Below are 19,923 nucleotides of genomic sequence, written 5' to 3' on the forward strand. Positions count from 1 at the left end.
TCAGCCAGCGGGGCGGGCCGCTGCGCGGCACCTCAGCCAGCGGGAAGGGCCGCCAGCTGTCGGGAGAGCGCGTCAGGCGGGGGAGATCGGGAGGGTAAGCGTGAACGTCGCGCCTCGGCCGAGACCGGGCGAGGCCGCGACCAGGTCGCCCCCGTGCGCCCTGGCGATCTGCCTCGCGATGGTCAGCCCGATGCCCGACCCGCCGCCGCGCTGGTCGCCGATCGTTCGGTCCACCCGGTAAAAGCGTTCGAACACGCGCTCCAGGTCCTTCGCGGCCAGGCCGACGCCGTCGTCGGTGACCGTGACCCGCACCACGTCCCCCTCGGTCCGGCATCCCACCGCGACACCACCGCCCCGCGTCACCGCACGCAACGCGTTGCCCACCAGGTTGGTCACCACCTGGCCGATGCGCTGGGCGTCGGCCATGGCCCAGACCCTCTCACACTCGACCGTGAGCGAGATGCCGGCGTCCAGCGCCTGAGGGCGCAGCCGCTCGGCCGCCTCCCGCGCGACACCCGCGACGTCGATCCGCTCCAGCCGAAGCTCGGTTCCCCCCTCCTGCGAGCGCGAGAGCGCCCCCAGATCGTCGGCGAGGCGGCTCATCCGCTCCACCTCGCGCCCGATGAGGCCGAGGTGCTCGGGGTCCGGCGGGACCACGCCGTCGGTCATGGCCTCGACGTATCCGCCGACCACCGTCAGCGGCGTGCGCAGTTCGTGCGCGACGTCGCCGAGCAGCCGGACGCGCCTGGCCTCTGTGCTGGCCAGCGACTCGCCGAGCGTGCGGAGGTCGGCGCCGAGGTTGTTGAGCTCGAGTTCGGGGGCCTCCGGCACCTCGACGTCGTAGCGCCCGGCCGCCATCTGCCGCGCCGCCTCCTGCAGCTGCCGGATGGGACGCATGAATCTGCGGGCGACCAGCAGCCCGAGTGTCGCGGCGACGAGCACGCCCGCCACCGCCCCGATGAGGAGCGCCAGGTCCATGGAATCGATGATCTGCTGCCGGAACCCCTGGCCCTGGCCGGGCCGCGGGCCGCGCTGCTGCATGCGGTCGTAGAGGGCCGGCGCGAGCGCCCGCGAGAGCAGAAATGTGACCAGGGCGCCGATGGCGACCACAGCCACGTGGCTGAGCGCCAGCCGGACGGCGAGGCTCCTCATGCGGCACCCGCCGGGGTGCCGAGGAACCGGTAGCCCACCCCGCGGACGGTGCCGATCACGCCGGCGCCGTCGTCGCCCAGGGCGGCCCGGATGGTGCGGACGTGGACGTCGACGACGCGCTCGTCGCCGTAGAAGGAGTAGCCCCAGACCTGCTCGAGGAGCTGCGCCCGGGAGAACACCCGCCCGGGCTTCCGGGCGAGTGCCAGCAGCAGGTCGAAGTCGAGCGCGCTGAGGGTGACCGGCCGGCCGTCCACCGTCACCTCGCGCCCGGCCGGGTCGATGGTGATCCCCGGGAACCGCAGGCTCTCGTCACCGGGGGCGTCGTCCCCGCGCGGCCGGCGCAGGACGGCGTGCACGCGCGCCACCACCTCGCGCGGGCTGAACGGCTTGACGATGTAGTCGTCCGCGCCGAGGCTCAGGCTCACCAGCTTGTCCACCTCTTCGGCGCGTGCGGTGATCACGATGACGTAGACCGACGACGACGCGCGGATCCGCCCCAGGACGTCGAGGCCGGAGAGATCGGGGAGTCCGAGGTCGAGGAGGACCACGTCGGGGTTCTCCTCCGCTGCCAGGCGCACCGCGTCGCCCCCTGTGGCCGCCAGGTGGACGGTCATCCCCTCGGCCTCGAGGTAGGTCCGAAGGAGCGTGCGGATCTCGGCTGCGTCGTCCACGACGAGAACGGTGGGTGCCACGGTGCCTCCTGCGCTCAGGATACGGCGAGGCGGGCCAGGGGCTTGATCAGACCTCGGGGAGCGGGGTGTGGGGCTTGGGATAGGAGGACTGCGCGCCCAGGAACTGGACCGTGTAGGCGGCGAATCGAGCCGCGTACCCGGCCGCATCCACGAGCGGCGCGCCCCCGGCTAGCCGCGCAGCGAGGGCTCCGACGAACGCATCGCCCGCGCCGACGGTGTCGACGGCGCTGACCCGGGGGCTAGCGATGTGCTGCGCACCCTCCGCATCGGCGACGACGGCGCCCTCCGCTCCAAGCGTCAAAACCACCGCGGCCAGTCCGGCGTGGCGGAGTGCGAGGACCAGCTCCTCCGGCCCGCCGGAATAGGAGCCGCCCAGCTGCGCGAGCACCGCTTCGGCCTCGTGTTCGTTGACCACGAGCGGGTCGGCCCGCCGGATCACAGCGGGATCCAGCTCGATGACGGGAGCGAGGTTCAGCACCCACCGCCCTCGGACAAGCCCGGAGACGGCCGCCAGGGACTCGGCCGAGATCTCGCCCTGGGACACGACGATGCCCGCCTCGGCGATGATCGGCGCCCACTCTCCTACCCGGGAAGGGCTGACCTCCGCGTTGGCACCCGGCACCACGACGACGGTGTTCTCCCCGTCGGCCGACACGGACACGACGGCGAGGCCGGTGGGGCCCTCGACCTCCGCGACGTGGCTGAGGTCGACGCCCGCCTCCCGCAGGAGCGTCAGGGCAGTGTGTCGGGAATCGTCGGAGCCGACGGCGCCCAGCATCGTCGTGGGTGCTCCGGCCAGCGCCGCGGCGTAGGCCTGGTTGGCGCCCTTGCCGCCGGGGGAGAGCCCGCCGCCGGAAGCGAGCAGCGTCTCGCCCGGGAGTGGATGGCGTGCCAGCAACAGGTGCAGGTCGACGTTGAGCGAGCCGACCACGACAACCGTCGTCACAACAGGACCCCATCTCTCATCCGTGAGCGTGCGGCGTCGCCGGGAGGGACGAGCCGCTCCATCACGAGAGCCTAGTGGTCACCGTCCGCTCGTCGGCCGCTGTCGCGCATCACCGTTCGCGCCCGTCGACTCCCTGACCACCAGCGACGGCCGGATGACCCGACGGGGCACCCGCTCGCCGGTCGCGATCCGCTCGATGATCATCTCGAAGCCCGCCCGGCCCAGCGCCTGGAAGTCCATGAAGACCGAGGTGAGGGGAGGGCTGAAGTGCCGGGCGTCGGGCATGTCGTCGACGCCGACGATGGCGAAGTCCTCCGGCGCGACCCGGCCGCGGCGCCGCATCGCGTTGAGGAACCCCAGGGCCATCTGGTCGTTGCCCGAGAACACCGCCGTGAACGAGTCCGGGTCCACCTCCTGCCCCCGCGCCTCCCCGGAATCCGCGGACCAGTCGCCGCGGACGACGGGCAGCGGCTCGACCCCCGCCCTCGCCAGCGCGTCTCGGTAGCCGCGCTCGCGTTCAAGCCCCTCTACCCGGTTCTCCGGCCCGGCCAGGTGGAGGATCCGCGTGTGGCCAAGGCCGAGGAGGTGCTCGGTGGCCAGCGTGCCCGCCTCGAACGAGTCGACGGTCGCGGAATCGGCGTTCGGCCAGGAGCTCCCCGACAGCATGACCACCGGCACCTTCTCCCACACCTTCTCCAGCTGGTCCTCCACGCCGAGGTAGGGGGACGAGACGACGATGCCGTCGACGCGGCTGGAGAGCAGCCGCTCCACTGCCTGATGGATGGCGCGAGGGGTGAGGGGATCGTCGGAATCGAGCTCCACCTGGCTGGTGACCAGCCCGTACTCCGCGGCGTGGGCGGCCTTGTTGAGCCCGGACATGACGGACCACGCGCCGTAGAGGGAGGGGCCGCTCAGCAGGATGCCGATCGAGCGTGTGGAGTTGGCCCGGAGGTTCCTCGCGGACTGGTTGAGCGTGTAGCCGAGTTCCTCGATCGCGGCCTCGATGCGGGCGCGTGTCTCTGCGCCCACATAGCCCGAGCCGGTGAAGTAGCGCGACACCGTCTGCGCCGACACCCCGGCCAGCCGGCCCACGTCGGCCATCTTCGGGGCCCGCCCGCCCGCAGCAGTCTTCGTCATCGCGTCCTCCCGCGCTCTGGGACTATACCGTCACCACACTGCATAAAAATGCGTGATCAATTCGTTATGCAAAATCGCTTGCATCCAGGGTAGGTTATCGATAACTTAGTGGCAGTCGGGCGCGTCAACAGTCGATGCGCCGGAGCTGGACCAGAGCACAGACGCCCACGATGACCGTGCGGCATCGCTATCGGAGGACCTGATGACGAGAATCCCTCAACCGGGCGCGGACTACGCCGTCCCTGCCGCCAAGCGCTGGCGCCTCGGCGAGACGCCGTGGCGCGGCGACGCCGGTTTCGTGGCGCCGAGCGCCCGCCTGATCATCGACAACGACTTCTCGGGTGACCCCGACGACCTGTACCAGATCGTCCACCACCTCCTCTCGCCGAGCGTGGAGATCCGGGCCATCGTCGCCTCGCACCTGCGCCCCGGCGACGGCATGGACCCGTCGGACCACACCGCGACCAACGCCGAGCTGGTGGCCCGCGACGTGTTCGCCCGCATGGGCCTCGACAGCACCGAGGTGATCCACCGAGGCTCGGAGGTGGCGCTGGAGGACGTCCACACGCCGCACGACACCCCGGCCGCCCGCGCGATTATCGCCGAGGCCATGCGCGACGACACCGACCTTCCTCTCTTCGTGGCCGCCGGCGGGGGACTGACCGACATCGCGTCGGCCTACCTGCTTGAGCCCGAGATCGCCAAGCGGATGACGTTGATCTGGATCGGCGGCTCCGAGCACGACGGCCTGGCCGTCCCGCCGCACAACGCCATGCCGATCGAGTACAACCTGCTCATCGACGTCAAGGCCGGCCAGGTGCTGTTCGGCGCCCAGGACCTCGAGATCTGGCAGATCCCGCGCGACATCTACCGCCAGTGCCTGGTCTCGGAGACCGAGCTGCGGCTCCGCGTCGCCAAGCAGGGCCCGCTCGGCCAGTACCTCTACGACGAGGTCCGCGCGATCGTGGACGTCGTCCACGAGCACGGCATGCCCGCGTTCGAGACCTACGCGCTGGGCGACTCGCCGCTGGTGCTGCTCACCGCGCTCCGCTCGGTGTTCGAGCCGGACTCCACCTCCAGCTTCCACGTCGAGAAGGCCACCCCCGAGATCACCGAGGAGGGCGCCTACCGGCCCATGCGCGGCACCCGCCCCATGCGCGTCTACACCCAGGTCGACGTCCGGCTCATGTTCGAGGACTTCTACCTCAAGCTTCAGGAGTTCGAAGGCTGGCGCGCCAGCTGACCCCACGGGTGCCGCGCCCCGCGGCGCTCCCCACACCCTCACCCCACCCCCACCCGCACACCCAATGGAGGACCCGTGCTCACCAAGAAGACCCTGTCCATCGTCGCTTCCCTCTCCGCCGTCGCCCTGGCCCTCACCGCCTGCGGTGGCTCGTCGGAGGGCGGCTCCTCGGCCGACGCGCCGCAGGAGGTCACGATCTGGACGCTGACCCAGCAGGACTCCCAGAAGGAGGCGTGGACCAACCTGGTCGCCGCCTTCAACGAGGAGTACCCGGACATCACCGTCAACACCGAGGAGCGCGCCGTCGACGCGCACAAGGACGCGCTGCGCCAGGCCGCCGGCACCGATTCCGGCCCCGACGTCTACCGCTACTGGGGAGGCTCGGGCCTCGGCGGCGAGCTGGTCCGCGTCGGCATGAGCGAGGACATCACGAACTACTACGAGGAGTACGGCTGGGCCGACGTCCTCACCCCGTCGGCGCTGTCCTACGCCACCCAGTACGAGGGCCACCACGGCGTGCCGATGATCCAGGCCACCGAGGCCGTGTTCTACAACAAGCGGCTCTTCGCCGAGGCGGGCATCACCGAGGTCCCGCAGACCTACGACGAGCTGGTGGCCGCGGCCGGCACCCTCAAGGACGCCGGCGTCATCCCGATGGCCTTCGGCGGCACCGTCAACTGGCACGTCATGCGCCTGCTCGACTCCCTCATCGAGACGAAGTGCGGCGCCGAGAAGGCCGACGAGCTGACTCAGGGCGACGGCAACTGGGGCGAGGAGGCCTGCGTCACCGACGCGTTCACCGAGCTCAAGATGTGGGGCGAGAACTACCTCAACGAGGGCTTCATGGCCATCAGCAACGACGACTCCTCGCAGCTCATCTACAGCGGCCAGGCCGCGATGAGCATCGAGGGCGACTGGTTCGGCCCCATGGCCATCGACGGCGGCCTCCCCGTCGAGGACATCGGCATCTTCCCGTTCCCCACCGGCACCGGACGCACCTACGGCTTCGGCGAGCTGCTCTACCTCACGCCCAACGCCAAGAACCCCGACGCGGCCGCGAAGTTCCTCGACTTCATGGTCTCCGAGGAGGGCCAGGCCGAGCTGGGCAACGCCTTCTCCAGCCTGTCGGTCAACGCCAACGTCACCCCCGCCGAGGGCACCCCGCTGGCGGCCGAGTGGATGGAGCTGATCGCGGCCTCCACCGGCTCGTTCATCAACAACGACCAGAACTTCGGCACGGCTGAGACCGGCGAGTTCTGGCGGGTGCAGAACTCCGTGCTGACCGGCGAGATCGATCCGGCCGACGCGGGCGCCGAGTTCCAGACCTGGCGCGACGCCAACAAGTGATCCAGGCGACGGGGCGGGCGAGAGCCCGCCCCGTCCTCCCCAAGGAGCAGAACTCATGACGCAGCTGACCAGCGCGGCCCCGGTGGCCGCCAAGGCCCCACTCGGGGCCTCCAAGGGGAACCCCTCACGCAAGCGGCCGTTCCTCACCGCCCTGCCGTACCTCCTCCCGGCCCTGGCCCTGTACGGCTACTTCATCGTCTACCCGATGCTCGACTCGGTGCGCCTGTCGTTCTACCGGTGGACCGGATTCCGCACCGACGAGCAGGTCTTCGTCGGCCTCGACAACTACGTGCGCATGTTCACCGCCGACCCGGTGTTCTGGCGGGCGCTGTCCAACTCCATCATCTGGGTGGTCCTGTCCCTCCTGCTGCCCATGGTGCTCGGCCTCCTGCTGGCGCTGGCGCTCAACCGCAAGATGGCCGGCCGCAACCTCATGCGCTCGGTGTTCTACATCCCCTCGGTGTTCGCCTCGATCACCGTGGCCGCCATGTGGCGCTGGATCTACAACCCCACCCTGGGCCTGGTCAACCAGACGCTGCGCCAGCTCGGCCTCGACGACTGGGCCCTGACCTGGCTCGGCGACCCCAAGATCGCCCTGTACTCCGTCTTCGTGGCCTCCATCTGGCAGGCCGTCGGCTTCCCGATGGTGCTCTTCCTCGCCGGTCTGCAGACCGTGCCGCCGGAGCTCGTCGAGGCCGCCAAGCTCGACGGCGCCAGCGCGTGGGGCGTGTTCGTGCACGTCACTCTGCCGGCTCTGAAGCCCACCACCGTGGTCGTGGTGATCCTCACCATCATCAACTCGCTGAAGGTCTTCGACCTGATCGTCGGCATGACCGGCGGCGGGCCCGCCCAGTCCACTCAGGTGCTGGCGCTGTGGTCCTACACCCAGTCCTTCTCCAACAACCAGTTCGGCGCAGGCGCCGCGGTGGCCACCGTGCTGCTCCTCGTGTCGCTGTGCCTCGTGGTTCCGTACATGGCCTGGTCCATGAAGGGAGACAAGTGATGTCCACCGCAACCGCGACGGCCACCGTCGAGGCGAGGCGCAGGCCCGTCGACTACGTGGGGATCGGGCTGTGGGTCGCGCTGCTCGTGACCTCGCTGCTCTGGGCCCTGCCCTTCGTCGTGATGCTCCTGACCTCGTTCAAGACCAACGCCGACATCAGCACCACGCCCGCGTGGGCCCTGCCGACGCAGTGGGCCTTCTCCAACTACGCGGACGCCTTCGACACCGGCAACCTCGGCGTCACCGCCCTCAACAGCCTGTTCATCGCGGCGATCAAGGTGCCGCTCGGCCTGTTCCTGGCCGCCGCCGCCTCGTTCGCCATCGCACGGCTCCGGTTCCGCAGCCACCGGCTGCTGCTCGGCCTCATCGCCGTCGGCTCCATGGTCCCCATCCAGGTGGGCCTCGGCCCGCTGTTCTCGACCATGCTCAACCTCGGCCTGCTGGACTCCCGCGCCGGTCTGATCCTGCCCTACCTGGCCTTCGGCATCCCGTACCAGGTGTTCGTCCTCTACGGCTTCTTCCGCCAGATCCCCGACGAGCTCGAGGAGTCGGCCCGCATCGACGGCGCCTCCACCTTCCGGATCTTCTGGCAGGTGATGCTCCCGCTGGCCAAGCCGGCCCTGGCGGCGCTGTTCATCCTCGACTTCGTGGCCACCTGGAACGAGTACGCGATGGCCACCACGCTGCTGCGCTCCCAGGGGAACTGGACCGTTCCGCTCGCGGTGCAGAGCTTCTCCACGCAGTTCGGCACCGATTACGGGCCGCTCAACGCGTTCATCATCATGTCCGCCATCCCCGTCCTCATCGTCTACCTGATGTTCCAGCGCTACTTCGTCCAGGGCGCCCTGGCGGGCGCGGTCAAGGGCTGATCCACCGCATTGACCTGAGCCCCGACTCGGCGTAGTATGAATGTAAAGCCACACGTGAATAAATATGATTCCTCGGACGGGCCGGCCAGAAGGACCTGGATCGCCGCCCCACCTCACACAAAGGAGACGCAACCATGACCGCACCCGAGTTCGGAGCTGGGCTCTGGAACTTCGCCACCTACCTCGACCGCTACGCCACCGACGGCTACGGCGAGCCGCGCGGCACCCTGGAGCAGATCGACCTCGCAGCCCAGGTGGGCGACATCACCTGGGTGGACCTGAACTTCCCCTTCAGCCCCGGGGTGTCCATCGACGACGTGAAGGCCAAGCTGGCCGAACACGGCATCAAGGCCATCGGCCTCACCCCCGACATCTACCTGCGTGAGCACTGCAAGGGCGCGTTCACCAACCCCGACCCCGCGAAGCGCGCCTCCGCCATGGCGATCATGAACGACGCGGCCAACGCGGTGCGCGAGCTCGGCGCCAAGTACGTCAAGATCTGGCCGGGCCAGGACGGCTTCGACTACCCCTTCCAGGTGGACTACCGCGAGCTCAACCGCCTCGCCGTCGAGGGCATGCGCGAGCTGGCCTCCGAGCACCCGGACCTCAAGTTCGTCATCGAGTACAAGCCCCGCGAGCCCAGGACCCACATGTTCTGGAGCTCGGCGCCGAAGACCATCCTCGGCATCCAGCAGATGGGCGTGGACAACGTCGGCGTCCTCCTGGACTTCGGCCACGCCATGTTCGGCGGCGAGCCGCCGGCCGAGGCCGCCCAGATGCTCATCGACCACGGCCTGCTGTGGGGCATGGACGTCAACGACAACTACCGCGGCTGGGACGACGACATGATGGTCGGCTCCATCCATATGGTGGAGATCTTCGAGTTCTTCCACGTCCTCAAGGTCAACAACTGGGAGGGCGTGTGGAACCTGGACCAGTTCCCGTTCCGTGAGGACGCCGTCGAGAACGCCCAGCTGTCCATCCGGTTCCTCAAGGCCATCCACCGCGCCCTCGAGACGCTCGACGAGGAGGGCCTCGCCGCGGCTCAGGCCAAGCAGGACGCCCTCGGCGCCCAGCGCATCATCCAGAACGCGCTGCTGAAGTCGATGGCGGCAGATCTGTGAGCGACACGAGCAAGTGGGACTTCACCACGCCTGTGCTGGGACGGATCGGGAAGGACGCCTCCCGTGAGGACGTCGTCGCCCACCTGAAGTCCGCCGCGTACGAGCTGCGGCGCCGGGACCCGATCATGATCGCCCACTCGGGCAACGGGCACATCGGCGGCGACTACTCGATCGCCGACGTGCTGGTCACCCTGATGCTGCACGAGCTCAACCTCGACCCGGCCGAGCCGCTCGCGCCGGAGCGGGACCGCCTCGTGCTGTCCAAGGGGCACACCGCCGGCGCGCTCTACATCGCCATGGCGCTGGCCGGCTACTTCCCCGTCGATGAGCTGATGACGTTCATGGACCCGAAGTCGCGGCTCAACGGCCACCCCAACCGCACCTACATCCCAGGCATCGAGGCCAACACCGGCCCGCTGGGGCACGGGCTGCCGATCGCCGTGGGCACCGCGCTGGCCGCGAAGCTCGACGGCTCCCCCCGCCGCACCGTGGTGCTGCTGGGCGACGGCGAGCTCCAGGAAGGCTCCAACTGGGAGGCCATGATGACGGCCGCCCACTACGGGCTGGAGAACCTCGTCGCGGTGGTCGACCGCAACCACCTCCAGCAGGGCGCCCTGGTGGCCGACACCATGGGCCTCGAGCCGCTGGCCGACAAGTTCCGCGCCTTCGGGTTCACGGTCCGTGAGATGGACGCCCACAACTTCGACGAGATCCTCGACACCTTCGCTCAGGCCCCCGAGCCTGGCAAGCCCACCTTCATCATCTCCCACTCCCACAAGGGCCATCCGATCTCCTTCATGAGCGACAACGTCGCCTGGCACCACCACGTGCCCACCGAGGCGGAGATCGACGGCATCCTGGCCGAACTGGAGGCAGCCAAGTGAGCACCCAGACCTACGATTGCCGCGACACCTACTCCAAGACGCTCCTCGAGCTGGCGAAGAACGACCGCAACGTGATCGTCGTCGTCAACGACTCCGTCGGCTCCTCCAAGCTGGACGGGTTCAAGAAGGAGCTGCCGGCCCAGATGGTCAACGTCGGCATCGCCGAGCAGGACATGGTGGGCACGGCCGCCGGCCTCGAGAACGGCGGGAAGGTGCCGTTCGTCTCCGGCGCCGGCTGCTTCCTCAGCGCGCGGGCCACCGAGCAGATCAAGGCGGACCTCGCGTACAGCAGGCGCCACGTCGTGCTGTGCGCGCAGAGCCCGGGCGTCGCGTACGGCGCCCTGGGGGCGACGCACCACTCCATCGAGGACGTCGCCTGGATGCGGATCCTCCCGCACATGACCGTCCTCGTCCCGGCGGACCCGGCCGAGACCGAGCAGGCCATCCGCTGGGCCTACACCCACGACGGCCCGGTCTACATCCGCGTCTCGCGCGCCAAGGTGCCGGCCGTCCATCCCGAGGGCTACGCCTTCGCCCCCGGCAAGGCCGTCGTCCTGCGTGAGGGCACGGACGTCACCATCGCCGCCAACGGCACGGTGCTGCACCGCGCGCTGGCCGCCGCCGAGCTGCTCGCCGAGCGCGGCATCCAGGCCAGGGTCCTGTCCGTGGGCTCGGTGAAGCCCCTCGACGAGGACGCGATCGTCGCGGCGGCCCGGGAGACCGGTGGCATCGTCACGGTCGAGGAGGGGCTGGCCTCCGGAGGCCTCGGCGGCGCTGTCGCCGAGACCGTGGCCCGCACCCACCCGGTGCGCGTCGCGATGCTGGGCCTGCCCGACACCTTCGCCCCCACCGGGTCGGCCGAGTGGATCCTCGACCACTTCGGCATGGATCCGGCCGGGATCGCGGAGACCGCCGCCTCGCTCAGCCGGGCCACCGCGACGGCCGGGGCCTGATCCGTGATCCTCGCAGTAGACCAGGGGACCAGCAGCACCAAGGCCACGCTGTTCGACGCATCGGGGGCGGCGCTCGCGTCGGCCTCGGTGCCCCTGGGGCAGGCGCATCCGCGCCCGGGCTGGGTGCAGCAGGACGCTGCCCTGATCCTCGACGGGGTGCGGACGGTCGTGGCGGAGATCGCGGCGGCGCACACCGTCGACGCGGTGGCGCTCAGCACCCAGCGCGAGTCGGCCCTGGTCTGGGACCGGGCGACGGGGGAGCCGGTCGGGCCCATGCTCGGCTGGCAGGACCGCCGCACCGCCCACCGCGTTGCGGAGCTCTCCGGCCACGCGGACCGGGTGCGGGAGATCAGCGGCCTGCCGCTCGACCCGATGTTCTCGGCCCTCAAGCTGCAGTGGCTGCTGGACTCGGTGGACCCGGACCGCAGCCGCTCCCGCGCGGGCGAGCTGGCGGTGGGCACCGTCGACTCCTGGCTCGTCACCCGGCTCACCGGTGAGCACCGCATCGAGGCCGGCAACGCGTCGCGCACCCAGCTGCTCGACCTGGCGACGGGGGAGTGGAGCGAGGAGCTCTGCGAGCTGTTCGGCATCCCGGCCGCGGTGCTGCCGAGGGTCGCGGCCTCGGACGAGGCCACCGGCGAGATCGCGGGCCTGGAGGGGCGACGGATCCATGCGGTCCTCGGCGACTCGCACGCGGCGCTGTACGGCCATGGCGTCCGGGGGCCAGGCGCGCTGAAGGCCACCTACGGCACCGGCTCTTCGGTGATGGGCCTGGTCGACGACGCCGCCAGCGTGCCCGCTGGGCTCGTCGGCACCGTCGCCTGGCGGATCGGTGACCGGACCGCGGTGGGCGTCGAGGGCAACATCCTGGCCAGCGGGGCCACCGTGGCGTGGCTGTCGCGGCTTCTTGGCCGAAGCGTCGAGGAGCTGGCGGGCCTTGCCCGCAGCGCTCCGGAGGATCACGGCGTGGTCCTCGTCCCCGCGGTCGCGGGGCTGGGCGCGCCGCACTGGGACCCGACGGCGCGGGCGGTGCTCGTCGGGTTCGATCTCGGGACCGACCCGGGCATCCTCGCCCGGGCGGCGATGGAGGCCATCGCGCACCAGATCACGGACGTGGTCGACGCCGCCGAGGCGGCCGGCCCCGTCGAGGCGATCCTCGCCGACGGCGCCCCCGCGGCCGACGACTTCCTCATGCAGCTGCAGGCCGACATCGGCGGCCGGACGGTGAGGAGGCCGCGGTACTCGGGCTTGTCCGCGCGTGGCGCGGCCCAGCTGGCGGCGGATGCGCTGGGCGGCGGGTTCGCGCCCGTCGAGTCGGACGCGTTCACGCCCACCCGCGACAACGGCGTGGCCCGCTCAGCATGGGCCTCGGCGCTGACGCTCACCCGGCGGTGACACCGGCGCCCACACGGGCGGTGGCTGTCGCCGTCGGCGATCGTCGCCTCGTGGGTTCACGGAGGCGGGTGGAAAGCGCGACGGCGTATCCACCCGCCCTCGAATGATCATGCGCAGATCCGCGAGCCGTGGGCGCCGGGCCCCGCGCTGCGTGCTATTTTCCGTGCATGTCCATGCGTGAGGCCCCGGAGAGGCTGCAACTCGTCGTCAAGGTTGCGCGCCTCTACCACGAGCATGGGCTCCGCCAGCCCGAGATCGCGGCGCGGCTCAACATGTCGCAGTCGCGGGTGTCGCGGCTGCTGAAGGAGGGGCTCGAGACGGGGATCGTCCGCACCATCGTGGTGGAGCCGCCCGGCATGTTCTCGGCGCTTGAGGATAAGGTTCGCGACGCCTACGGCCTCCGCGACGTCGTCGTCGCGGGTGGGCCCGACGGAGGGATGGACTCCGAGGCGGCGCTGCTCAGCGCCATCGGCGGCGCCGGGGCTCGATACCTCGAGTCCACCATGCTGCCGAACGACCGGGTGGGGCTGTCGTCCTGGTCGGCCTCGCTGCTGGCGGTCGTCGACGCCATGACGCCCCGCACCACCCGCTCGGCGGAGCGCATTGTCCAGGTGATCGGCGGGGTGGGGGATCCACGCGCCCAGGTCCAGGCCACCCGCCTTGCCGACCGCCTCGCGCGGGTGACCGGCGCGGAGGTGCACTACTTCAACGCCCCTGGCGTCGTGTCGAGCCCTGAGGTGCGCGACTCGCTGCTCTCGGACCCCCAGATCTCCAGCGTCCGGGAGGAATGGGCAGACCTCACGATGGCACTGGTGGGCATCGGCAGCGTCGAGCCGTCGGCCCTGCTGGTGAGCTCGGGCAACACCCTGCCGGACCGCGACCTTCGCGCCCTCGCCGAGCACGGGGCCGTCGGCGACGTCTGCCTCAACTTCTTCGACGCCGACGGAGCCCACGTCGAGTCCGACCTCGTCGGCCGCACCCTGGGGATCGACGAGGCCACCCTCAAGGCCATCCCGCGACGGATCGGTGTCGCGGGTGGCGCCCGCAAGCACGCGGCCATCAGGGCTGCTCTGGTCGGCGGCTGGTGCGACGTCCTCATCACCGACTCGAATACGGCCGAGGAGCTGCTTCGGTCCAGCGGTCAGGGCTGACCAGCGGCGAGCCGACGGCCGGCTAGCTGCCCGCGAGGACCTTCTCGATCTCCGCCACCGCCCCCGCAGGGCCCGGCGCCTCCTCGAAGGACGCCCTCAGCGGGGCCAGGCCGGCCGGGGCGCCACCCGACAGCAGCGAGTCCGCGACCCGGCGCACGCTCTCGGGCGTGACCTGCGCGCTCGGGAGGACGCGCCCTGCGTCGAGTTCCTGCATCCGGTGGGCGTTGAAGAACTGGTCCGCGCCCATCGGCGTGAAGACGGCCGGGACGCCTGCCAGCACGGTGTCGGTGGTGCTTCCGAACCCGCCGTGGGTGAAGCACAGGTCCGCCTCGCGGAGCACGTCGGCCTGGGGCACGAACGAACGGGCGATCACGTTGTCCGGGAGATCGCCCAGCTCGGGGAGGCTCTCGGTGCGCCCGGTGGTGACCACCACCAGCGCGTCGCTGCCGGCGAAGGCCTCGATGATCGCCCGGAAGTAGCCGGTGTTCCGGTTGAAGACGGTGCCGAGCGTGGCGTACACCACGGGCCCGCCGTGGGCCCGCAGGCGGTCGAGCGGGAACGCGTCGTCGGGCATGGAGGCGGTGGCGGTGGGGCCGGCGAAGTAGCACGGCAGGTCGTCGAAGTCCTCGGCGTGCGGCTGGTAGTAGCGCGTGGCGGGGGAGATGTTGAGCGTCGAGGACAGGGGGCGCAGCATGTCCAGGATGTCGCGCGGGCGCGATCCCAGCACCACGGGGCCGACGACGGCGGCCAGGACGCGCCGGGCCGCGGGCGAGGCCAGGGCGCGCCGGGCGGGAGAGGGGATCGAGGTGCTGATGCCCGCCAGGTGCGAGATCACGCGGTCGTTCTGGAAGAAGACGGGCGAGAGGAAGATCACCGGGCAGTCGAGGTCGCGCTCCAGCGCGGGGATCTCGGGGTTCAGCCCCGCCGCGACCACGGCGTCGTAGCCCGGCGCCAGCCTCCGGATGCTGGCCTGGAGCGCGTGGAAGAGCCGGCGCCCCTGCAGCGCCAGTTGCCGGGGGTGTGTGATCGCCTCGGGCGGGCCGAACGGCACCAGGGTCGCGCCGCTCGCCTCGACGCGGCGGCGGAACGCCTCGCCCATGATGTAGTGCACCTCGTGGCCGGCGTCGACCAGCGCTCGGGCGAACGGCAGCGACGGCGTGGCCAGCCCGTACGCGGGCACGCCTGCCATCAGGATGCGGGCCATCGTCGGCCTCCCTCTCCTCGGTGCACCCAGCCTACGGCCGCGCTGCGCGTCGCGACGCCGGGTGGGGTCGCCCAGGCTCTGAAGACACTGCGGCCGTCGTCGCTGACTAGCCGGCGGATGTGGTGTGGCAGTCGGCACCAGATCCGCCCCCTAGCCCCAGCGCCGGCACCCGCCGCGACCACCGGCAGAGCCTAATCGCCCGTCGTCCACGCCTTCCGCCAGGACAACCGGCCCCTGGTGTGCAGCAGCGACCGCCGGTACAGCCGCGACCCGACGGCGATCGTCAGTGAGCAGAACGCCAGGGTCAGCAGCAGGGCGAGCGCCGGCTCCCACCACACGGTCTCGCCGGCCAGCAGCCGCATGGGCATGAGGATGGTGGACAGCACCGGCACGTAGGAGCCGATGACGCGGGCGGCGCCGTCGAGGTTGATGCCGACGACGAACACCGTGACGAGGACGAACGTCAGCGGCATCGACGTGGCCTGGACGTCCTCGATGCGCGACGCCAGTGCCCCCGCGGCGGCCCAGATGCAGGCGAGCGCCAGGAACCCGAGCAGGAAGAAGGGCAGGTACCAGGCCACGGCCTCGGCCAGCCCGGGCAGGCTGAGGTCGAGATCCATGAACTGCAGCCCGATCAGGCCGACGCCGGTGAGCAGCGCCAGCTGCAGCAGCGCCAGCACCGTGCTGCCGAGGACCTTGCCCAGCAGTAGGTGCGGGATCGGGATGGCGGCGGCGAGGATCTCGACGATCCGGGACTGCTTCTCCTCCACCACGCTGGTGGCGATTGACATGCCGAACAGGAGGGACGAGAGGTAGAAGAGCATGGCGAACACGAGCCCCGCGAAGTACGCCACCATGCCCTGCTCGTCCTCGCCGGAGAGGTCGCGGGTCGTGAGCTGGGTCCCGCTCAGCAACTCGTCCGCCGCCACCCCGAGCCGCTCGGCGTTGGCGGTGAGCCCGGACGACGCCACGGCGTCGATCATGGCCAGGTGGAGTGTCCGCGGGGCGGGGCCGTCGGCCGCCAGGGCCCAGCCGTCGCCGTCGCGGACCAGGAGGGCGTCGGCCTCGCCGTCGGCGACCAGACGCTCGCCGTCGGCCGCGGTGTCGACCCGGACCACCTGGGCGCCCGCCTCGGCGTCGCCGGCCTTGACCATGGCGTCCACTGCGGCCACCAGCTGTGCGCCGGCGTCGTCGGTGACCGCGACCTCGAACCGTGCCGGCCCCCCGGTGAGGAAGAACTGCAGCACCATGACGCCCACCACGAGGGCCAGGCTGAGGCCGGTGGAGGCGAGGAAGTTGCGGTCGCGGAGCTTGACGGCGATCTCGCGTGCCGTCACCAGCGCCCACGGTGCGGCGCCGACGCGGCGGCCGTCGGACGGGGCGCCCGCCGACGGGCTGTCGGTCCTGGTCATACGGACGCCACCTCCCGGTAGATCTCGCTCAGGCTGGGCACGACCCTGGCCAGCTCCCGCACCGGCCCGTGGGCGAGGGCCTCGGCGAGCAGGCGCTGGACGGCCTCCTCGTCGTCGGGTTCGACGACGACGGCGCCGGTGCCGCTCTGCTCGACCACGCGGATCCCGGGCACCCCGGCCGCCCACCAGGGCGCGTTGTCGGTCACCAGCCGATAGCGCAGGGGGGCGCCGGCGCGCAGGTCGTCGACGGTGCCGTCGGCCACCACCCGCCCGCGGTGCAGCACGATGAGCCGGTCGCACAGCCGCTCGACCAGCTCAAGCTGGTGGCTGCTGAACAGCACCGGCACCCCTGCCGAGGTGTGCTCACGGAGCAGCTCGGTCATCTCGTCGACGGCGGACGGATCCAGGCCGGAGAAGGGCTCGTCGAGGATCAGCGCGCGGGGATGGCCGAGGACGGCCGCGATGATCTGCGCGCGCTGCTGGTTGCCCAGCGACAGGGTCTCCACCTTGTCGCGGGTGCGCTCGCCCAACCCGAACCGCTCCAGTAGCTCGGTCGCGCGCAACCGGGCGGCGTCGCGGGACATCCCGTGCAGGCGGCCCAGGTAGACCAGCTGCCCGAGCACCGGCTGCTTGGGGTAGAGGCCCCGCTCCTCGGGCATGTAACCGAAGCGGGCCCGGTCCGCCTGCGTGGCCGGCCGCCCGCCCCACAGGACCTGACCGGCGGTGGGCTGCAGGACGCCCATGATCATCCGCATGGTGGTGGTCTTGCCAGCGCCGTTGCCGCCGACGAAGCCCACCAACGCGCCCGCCGGGACACGGAAGGAGACGTCGTCGACGGCGGCCAGCTCGCCGAAGCGTCGGGTCAGGTTCTGGACCTCCAGCATGGTCCCCTCTTCGTCCAGGTGCTCGTCAGCCCCAGGGTAGTGCCCGCTGACTCCGGAGAGCCGAGGGGCGTTGAGGTCAGGCGGTGTCACGCACGACCAGAGCCACGTGCTGAACGGGCATCGGCTCAGCGAGGGGCGTGCCCTCGGCCAGGTTGAGCGCGATGCTCGCCAGGTAGCGGCCGAGGCCCGTGACGTCGAGGCGGATCGTGGTGAGGCGGGGCTGCGCGAGCGCCGCGAAGGGGGCGTCGTCATGCCCGACGACCGCCAACTCGCCAGGAACGTCCACGCCGGCCCGGAGCGCAGCGCCCACGAGGGCGAGCGCCACCTCGTCGTTGTAGGCCGCCACCCCGGTGACGCCCTCGCCGATCAACGTCCGGACGGCCGCCGCGGCGGAGTCCTCCGTCAGCTCGATGTCCAAGGGCTCGGCCAACCTCAGGCCGACGGCCGCGGCAGCCTCGGTGGCGCTGGCGCGCCGGGCGGCGACGAGGTCGGCGATCCGCGGATCGGTCGAGCCCACGAACGCGACACGGGTGACTCCCCGCGCCTGCAGGAGGCTCACCTGGAGCGACGGCCCCTCCTCCCGGTACTGCTCAACGTCGGCGTGGTCCGGATCCGGGACGATGTGCTCCACCCCGGCCGCCCGGATCGCGGCTATCCGCTCCGGCGCGAGCGGGGTCATGGAGATGACGACGTCAGGCTGCAGCGACTCCCACAGCGGCCGCGTGTGCGACGCGTGCTCAGGCGTGTAGGTGATGAGCGAGTAGCCGCTAGCGTCCAGCGCCAGCGAGGCCTCCTCGATGTTGCGGCGCAGCGTGAAGTCCAGGGGCCAGTCCGGCAGGACCAGCAGCACGATGTGGCTCCGGCCGGAGGCCAGCGCGCGCGCCGCGGAGTGCGGCCGGTAGCCCAGCCGCTCGGCCTCGGCAAGGACCCGCTCTCGGGTGGGCGCGGGGATCGTCTGCCCGGGGGTGTCGTTGAGGACGAAGCCGACGGTGGCGCGGGAGAGCCCGAGCGAGCGCGCGACGTCTGCCGCGGTCACCCGCTTCGGGGATCTGGACTGGGTACTCACATCTGCTCCTCGGAAACACTTGCACGCGCTAGCGATCTGTGTTTACTATACATTCACTAGCCCGCGCTAGTAATCCCGACGACGATGGAGTCTCACATGAAATCCCTCAAGAACGCGGACGGCGCCCTCCCGGAGTCCTCCGCCTCGATGCCGCTCCCGCAAGCGGTCCAGCCGGAGACCGCGGTGGACGCGACCCCGCCTGGCACAGGTAGCGGACTCGCGCCTGTCAACGCTCGCTACATCTGGCTCATGGTCCTCGCCCAGTTCGGCGTGTTCATGGCCTTCATCACGCCGCTGGCCATCTCGCTGACCATCCGCGTCAACACGCTGGCCCCCGGACAGCCCGAGTACCTCGGCTTCATCACGGGTGCCGGCGCCCTGTTCGTGATGCTCACGGGGCCCTTCATGGGCATCTGGAGCGACCGCACGCGGAGCCGCTTCGGGCGCCGTCGCCCCTTCATGGTGGGCGGCATCGTCGTGGGTGTGGTCTCGCTGGTCGTGATGGCGCTGGCGCCCACGGTCCTGCTGCTCGGGTTCGGCTGGATCCTCGCCCAGTGGGGCTGGGGCACGGCGCTGGGCAACCTGCAGAACTCGACGGCGGACCGCCTTCCCGAAAGCCAGCGCGGCAAGGTCGCGGGTCTCACGAGCTTCGCCACCCAGGTGGCTCCGGTGTTCGGCGTCATCCTCGCCCAGTTCTTCACCGGCGACCCGCTGCTGCTGTTCCTCGTCCCGGGCGCCGTGGGTGTCGTCGCCGTCCTGCTGTTCGTGTTCCTCGTGCACGAGGACGACAGCCGAGGCCTGCCCCGCGAGCCCATCACCGGCCGCCAGCTGCTCGGCAAGTACGTCTACAACCCCGCCCAGCACAAGGACTTCTCCTGGAACTGGCTGGCCCGCTTCCTGTTCTACTTCGGCATCACCCTCAACACCACCTACACCGCCTACTTCTTCGCCGACCGGCTCGGCATCACCGTGGGGGAGGTGGCCGGTGTCATCGCGATGCTCGGCCTCGGCGGTGTCCTCGCCACGACGATCGGCGCCATCGGCGGCGGCTTCATGTCGGACAAGTTCAAGCGCCGGCGCCTGTTCGTGCTGATCGGTGGAGTCATCATGGCCACGGGCATGGTCACCCAGGCGTTCGCGGGCAACCTCACGGTGCTCATCGTGGGCTCGCTCACCGCGTCGATGGGTCTGGGGCTCTTCGCCGCCGTCGACCAGGCGCTCCTCCTCGACGTGCTCCCCGAGCGTGAGACCGACGCCGGCCGGTTCATGGCCATCACGGGCTTCGCCACGTCCATCCCGCAGTCGGTCGCGCCGCTGGCCGCCTCAGCGATCCTGCTGGTGGGCGTCACGGGCGACGACCGCAACTACGCCCTGCTCTTCGTGATCGCAGCAGCGCTCATGGTGCTGGCCGGGCTGTCCGTCCTCCGCATCCGATCCGTCCGCTGACCCGAAGGGCCACAC

At 70.9% G+C, this 19,923-nt stretch carries 18 protein-coding genes; 10 read left to right on the forward strand and 8 right to left on the reverse strand.

Annotated features, from left to right (window positions below):
* Window positions 1–72: 72 nt before the first annotated feature.
* The 4 genes from ACX1D3_RS04745 to ACX1D3_RS04760 all read right to left on the reverse strand — a co-directional run bounded on the left by ACX1D3_RS04745 (window position 73) and on the right by ACX1D3_RS04760 (window position 3,927).
* Window positions 73–1,152, reverse strand: a complete 1,080-nt coding sequence (locus ACX1D3_RS04745) for a sensor histidine kinase (protein WP_458995836.1) — start codon at window positions 1,150–1,152, stop codon at window positions 73–75.
* Window positions 1,149–1,844, reverse strand: coding sequence for a response regulator transcription factor (locus ACX1D3_RS04750; protein ID WP_458995837.1), 696 nt, complete (start codon window positions 1,842–1,844; stop codon window positions 1,149–1,151). Before ACX1D3_RS04750 ends, ACX1D3_RS04745 begins: the two co-directional genes overlap by 4 nt.
* Window positions 1,845–1,890: 46 nt before the next feature.
* Complete coding sequence (locus ACX1D3_RS04755) at window positions 1,891–2,790, reverse strand: PfkB family carbohydrate kinase (RefSeq protein ID WP_458995838.1); 900 nt, start codon at window positions 2,788–2,790, stop codon at window positions 1,891–1,893.
* A 78-nt stretch (window positions 2,791–2,868) separates the two neighbouring features.
* Window positions 2,869–3,927 carry a LacI family DNA-binding transcriptional regulator gene (locus ACX1D3_RS04760; protein ID WP_458995839.1) on the reverse strand — a complete coding sequence of 353 codons (1,059 nt, stop codon included), beginning with the start codon at window positions 3,925–3,927 and terminating at the stop codon, window positions 2,869–2,871.
* Window positions 3,928–4,129: 202 nt separating this feature from the next.
* Between ACX1D3_RS04760 and ACX1D3_RS04765 the strand changes: the two genes are divergently transcribed.
* The 9 genes from ACX1D3_RS04765 to ACX1D3_RS04805 all read left to right on the forward strand — a co-directional run bounded on the left by ACX1D3_RS04765 (window position 4,130) and on the right by ACX1D3_RS04805 (window position 13,896).
* Window positions 4,130–5,170, forward strand: a complete 1,041-nt coding sequence (locus ACX1D3_RS04765; RefSeq protein ID WP_458995840.1) for a nucleoside hydrolase — start codon at window positions 4,130–4,132, stop codon at window positions 5,168–5,170.
* Between the two features lie 75 nt (window positions 5,171–5,245).
* On the forward strand, window positions 5,246–6,517 hold the full coding sequence (locus ACX1D3_RS04770) for an ABC transporter substrate-binding protein (protein ID WP_458995841.1): 1,272 nt from the start codon (window positions 5,246–5,248) through the stop codon (window positions 6,515–6,517).
* 55 nt (window positions 6,518–6,572) lie between these two features.
* The gene (locus ACX1D3_RS04775; RefSeq protein WP_458995842.1) at window positions 6,573–7,520 is read left to right on the forward strand and encodes a carbohydrate ABC transporter permease; all 948 of its coding nucleotides are present in this window, start codon (window positions 6,573–6,575) and stop codon (window positions 7,518–7,520) included.
* Window positions 7,520–8,389: a carbohydrate ABC transporter permease gene (locus tag ACX1D3_RS04780; RefSeq protein ID WP_458995843.1), complete on the forward strand. Its 870-nt coding sequence runs from the start codon at window positions 7,520–7,522 to the stop codon at window positions 8,387–8,389. Before ACX1D3_RS04775 ends, ACX1D3_RS04780 begins: the two co-directional genes overlap by 1 nt.
* A gap of 134 nt (window positions 8,390–8,523) precedes the next feature.
* On the forward strand, window positions 8,524–9,513 hold the full coding sequence (locus ACX1D3_RS04785) for a sugar phosphate isomerase/epimerase family protein (protein WP_458995844.1): 990 nt from the start codon (window positions 8,524–8,526) through the stop codon (window positions 9,511–9,513).
* Window positions 9,510–10,397, forward strand: a complete 888-nt coding sequence (locus ACX1D3_RS04790; RefSeq protein WP_458995845.1) for a transketolase — start codon at window positions 9,510–9,512, stop codon at window positions 10,395–10,397. Before ACX1D3_RS04785 ends, ACX1D3_RS04790 begins: the two co-directional genes overlap by 4 nt.
* Entirely contained in the window at window positions 10,394–11,350 is a 957-nt protein-coding gene (locus tag ACX1D3_RS04795) for a transketolase family protein (RefSeq protein WP_458995846.1), read from the forward strand. Before ACX1D3_RS04790 ends, ACX1D3_RS04795 begins: the two co-directional genes overlap by 4 nt.
* A 3-nt stretch (window positions 11,351–11,353) precedes the next feature.
* Window positions 11,354–12,745, forward strand: a complete 1,392-nt coding sequence (locus ACX1D3_RS04800) for an FGGY family carbohydrate kinase (protein WP_458995847.1) — start codon at window positions 11,354–11,356, stop codon at window positions 12,743–12,745.
* A 167-nt stretch (window positions 12,746–12,912) separates the two neighbouring features.
* A complete protein-coding gene (locus tag ACX1D3_RS04805; protein ID WP_458995848.1) occupies window positions 12,913–13,896 on the forward strand; it encodes a sugar-binding transcriptional regulator in 984 nt (327 codons plus the stop codon).
* Between the two features lie 22 nt (window positions 13,897–13,918).
* On the opposite strand, the gene ACX1D3_RS04810 is transcribed toward ACX1D3_RS04805, so the two are convergent.
* From ACX1D3_RS04810 to ACX1D3_RS04825, 4 genes are all read right to left on the reverse strand, one after another.
* Window positions 13,919–15,100, reverse strand: coding sequence for a nucleotide disphospho-sugar-binding domain-containing protein (locus ACX1D3_RS04810; protein WP_458995849.1), 1,182 nt, complete (start codon window positions 15,098–15,100; stop codon window positions 13,919–13,921).
* A 191-nt stretch (window positions 15,101–15,291) separates the two neighbouring features.
* The gene (locus ACX1D3_RS04815; RefSeq protein WP_458995850.1) at window positions 15,292–16,512 is read right to left on the reverse strand and encodes an ABC transporter permease; all 1,221 of its coding nucleotides are present in this window, start codon (window positions 16,510–16,512) and stop codon (window positions 15,292–15,294) included.
* Entirely contained in the window at window positions 16,509–17,396 is an 888-nt protein-coding gene (locus ACX1D3_RS04820) for an ABC transporter ATP-binding protein (RefSeq protein WP_458995851.1), read from the reverse strand. Before ACX1D3_RS04820 ends, ACX1D3_RS04815 begins: the two co-directional genes overlap by 4 nt.
* Before the next feature lie 76 nt (window positions 17,397–17,472).
* The gene (locus ACX1D3_RS04825) at window positions 17,473–18,462 is read right to left on the reverse strand and encodes a LacI family DNA-binding transcriptional regulator (protein WP_458995852.1); all 990 of its coding nucleotides are present in this window, start codon (window positions 18,460–18,462) and stop codon (window positions 17,473–17,475) included.
* Window positions 18,463–18,558: 96 nt separating this feature from the next.
* On the opposite strand from ACX1D3_RS04825, the gene ACX1D3_RS04830 reads away from it, so the two are divergent.
* A complete protein-coding gene (locus ACX1D3_RS04830) occupies window positions 18,559–19,908 on the forward strand; it encodes an MFS transporter (protein ID WP_458995853.1) in 1,350 nt (449 codons plus the stop codon).
* Window positions 19,909–19,923 lie beyond the last annotated feature (15 nt).

Source organism: Tessaracoccus yangjingae, from assembly GCF_054483935.1.

Excerpts from the sequence above, each read along its gene's own strand:
- ACX1D3_RS04745 (WP_458995836.1), bottom strand. The coding sequence starts at position 1,152 with ATGAGGAGCCTCGCCGTCCGGCTGGCGCTCAGCCACGTGGCTGTGGTC.
- ACX1D3_RS04760 (WP_458995839.1), bottom strand. The coding sequence starts at position 3,927 with ATGACGAAGACTGCTGCGGGCGGGCGGGCCCCGAAGATGGCCGACGTG.
- ACX1D3_RS04765 (WP_458995840.1), top strand. The coding sequence starts at position 4,130 with ATGACGAGAATCCCTCAACCGGGCGCGGACTACGCCGTCCCTGCCGCC.
- ACX1D3_RS04775 (WP_458995842.1), top strand. The coding sequence starts at position 6,573 with ATGACGCAGCTGACCAGCGCGGCCCCGGTGGCCGCCAAGGCCCCACTC.
- ACX1D3_RS04780 (WP_458995843.1), top strand. The coding sequence starts at position 7,520 with ATGTCCACCGCAACCGCGACGGCCACCGTCGAGGCGAGGCGCAGGCCC.
- ACX1D3_RS04785 (WP_458995844.1), top strand. The coding sequence starts at position 8,524 with ATGACCGCACCCGAGTTCGGAGCTGGGCTCTGGAACTTCGCCACCTAC.
- ACX1D3_RS04805 (WP_458995848.1), top strand. The coding sequence starts at position 12,913 with ATGTCCATGCGTGAGGCCCCGGAGAGGCTGCAACTCGTCGTCAAGGTT.
- ACX1D3_RS04810 (WP_458995849.1), bottom strand. The coding sequence starts at position 15,100 with ATGGCCCGCATCCTGATGGCAGGCGTGCCCGCGTACGGGCTGGCCACG.
- ACX1D3_RS04815 (WP_458995850.1), bottom strand. The coding sequence starts at position 16,512 with ATGACCAGGACCGACAGCCCGTCGGCGGGCGCCCCGTCCGACGGCCGC.
- ACX1D3_RS04820 (WP_458995851.1), bottom strand. The coding sequence starts at position 17,396 with ATGCTGGAGGTCCAGAACCTGACCCGACGCTTCGGCGAGCTGGCCGCC.
- ACX1D3_RS04830 (WP_458995853.1), top strand. The coding sequence starts at position 18,559 with ATGAAATCCCTCAAGAACGCGGACGGCGCCCTCCCGGAGTCCTCCGCC.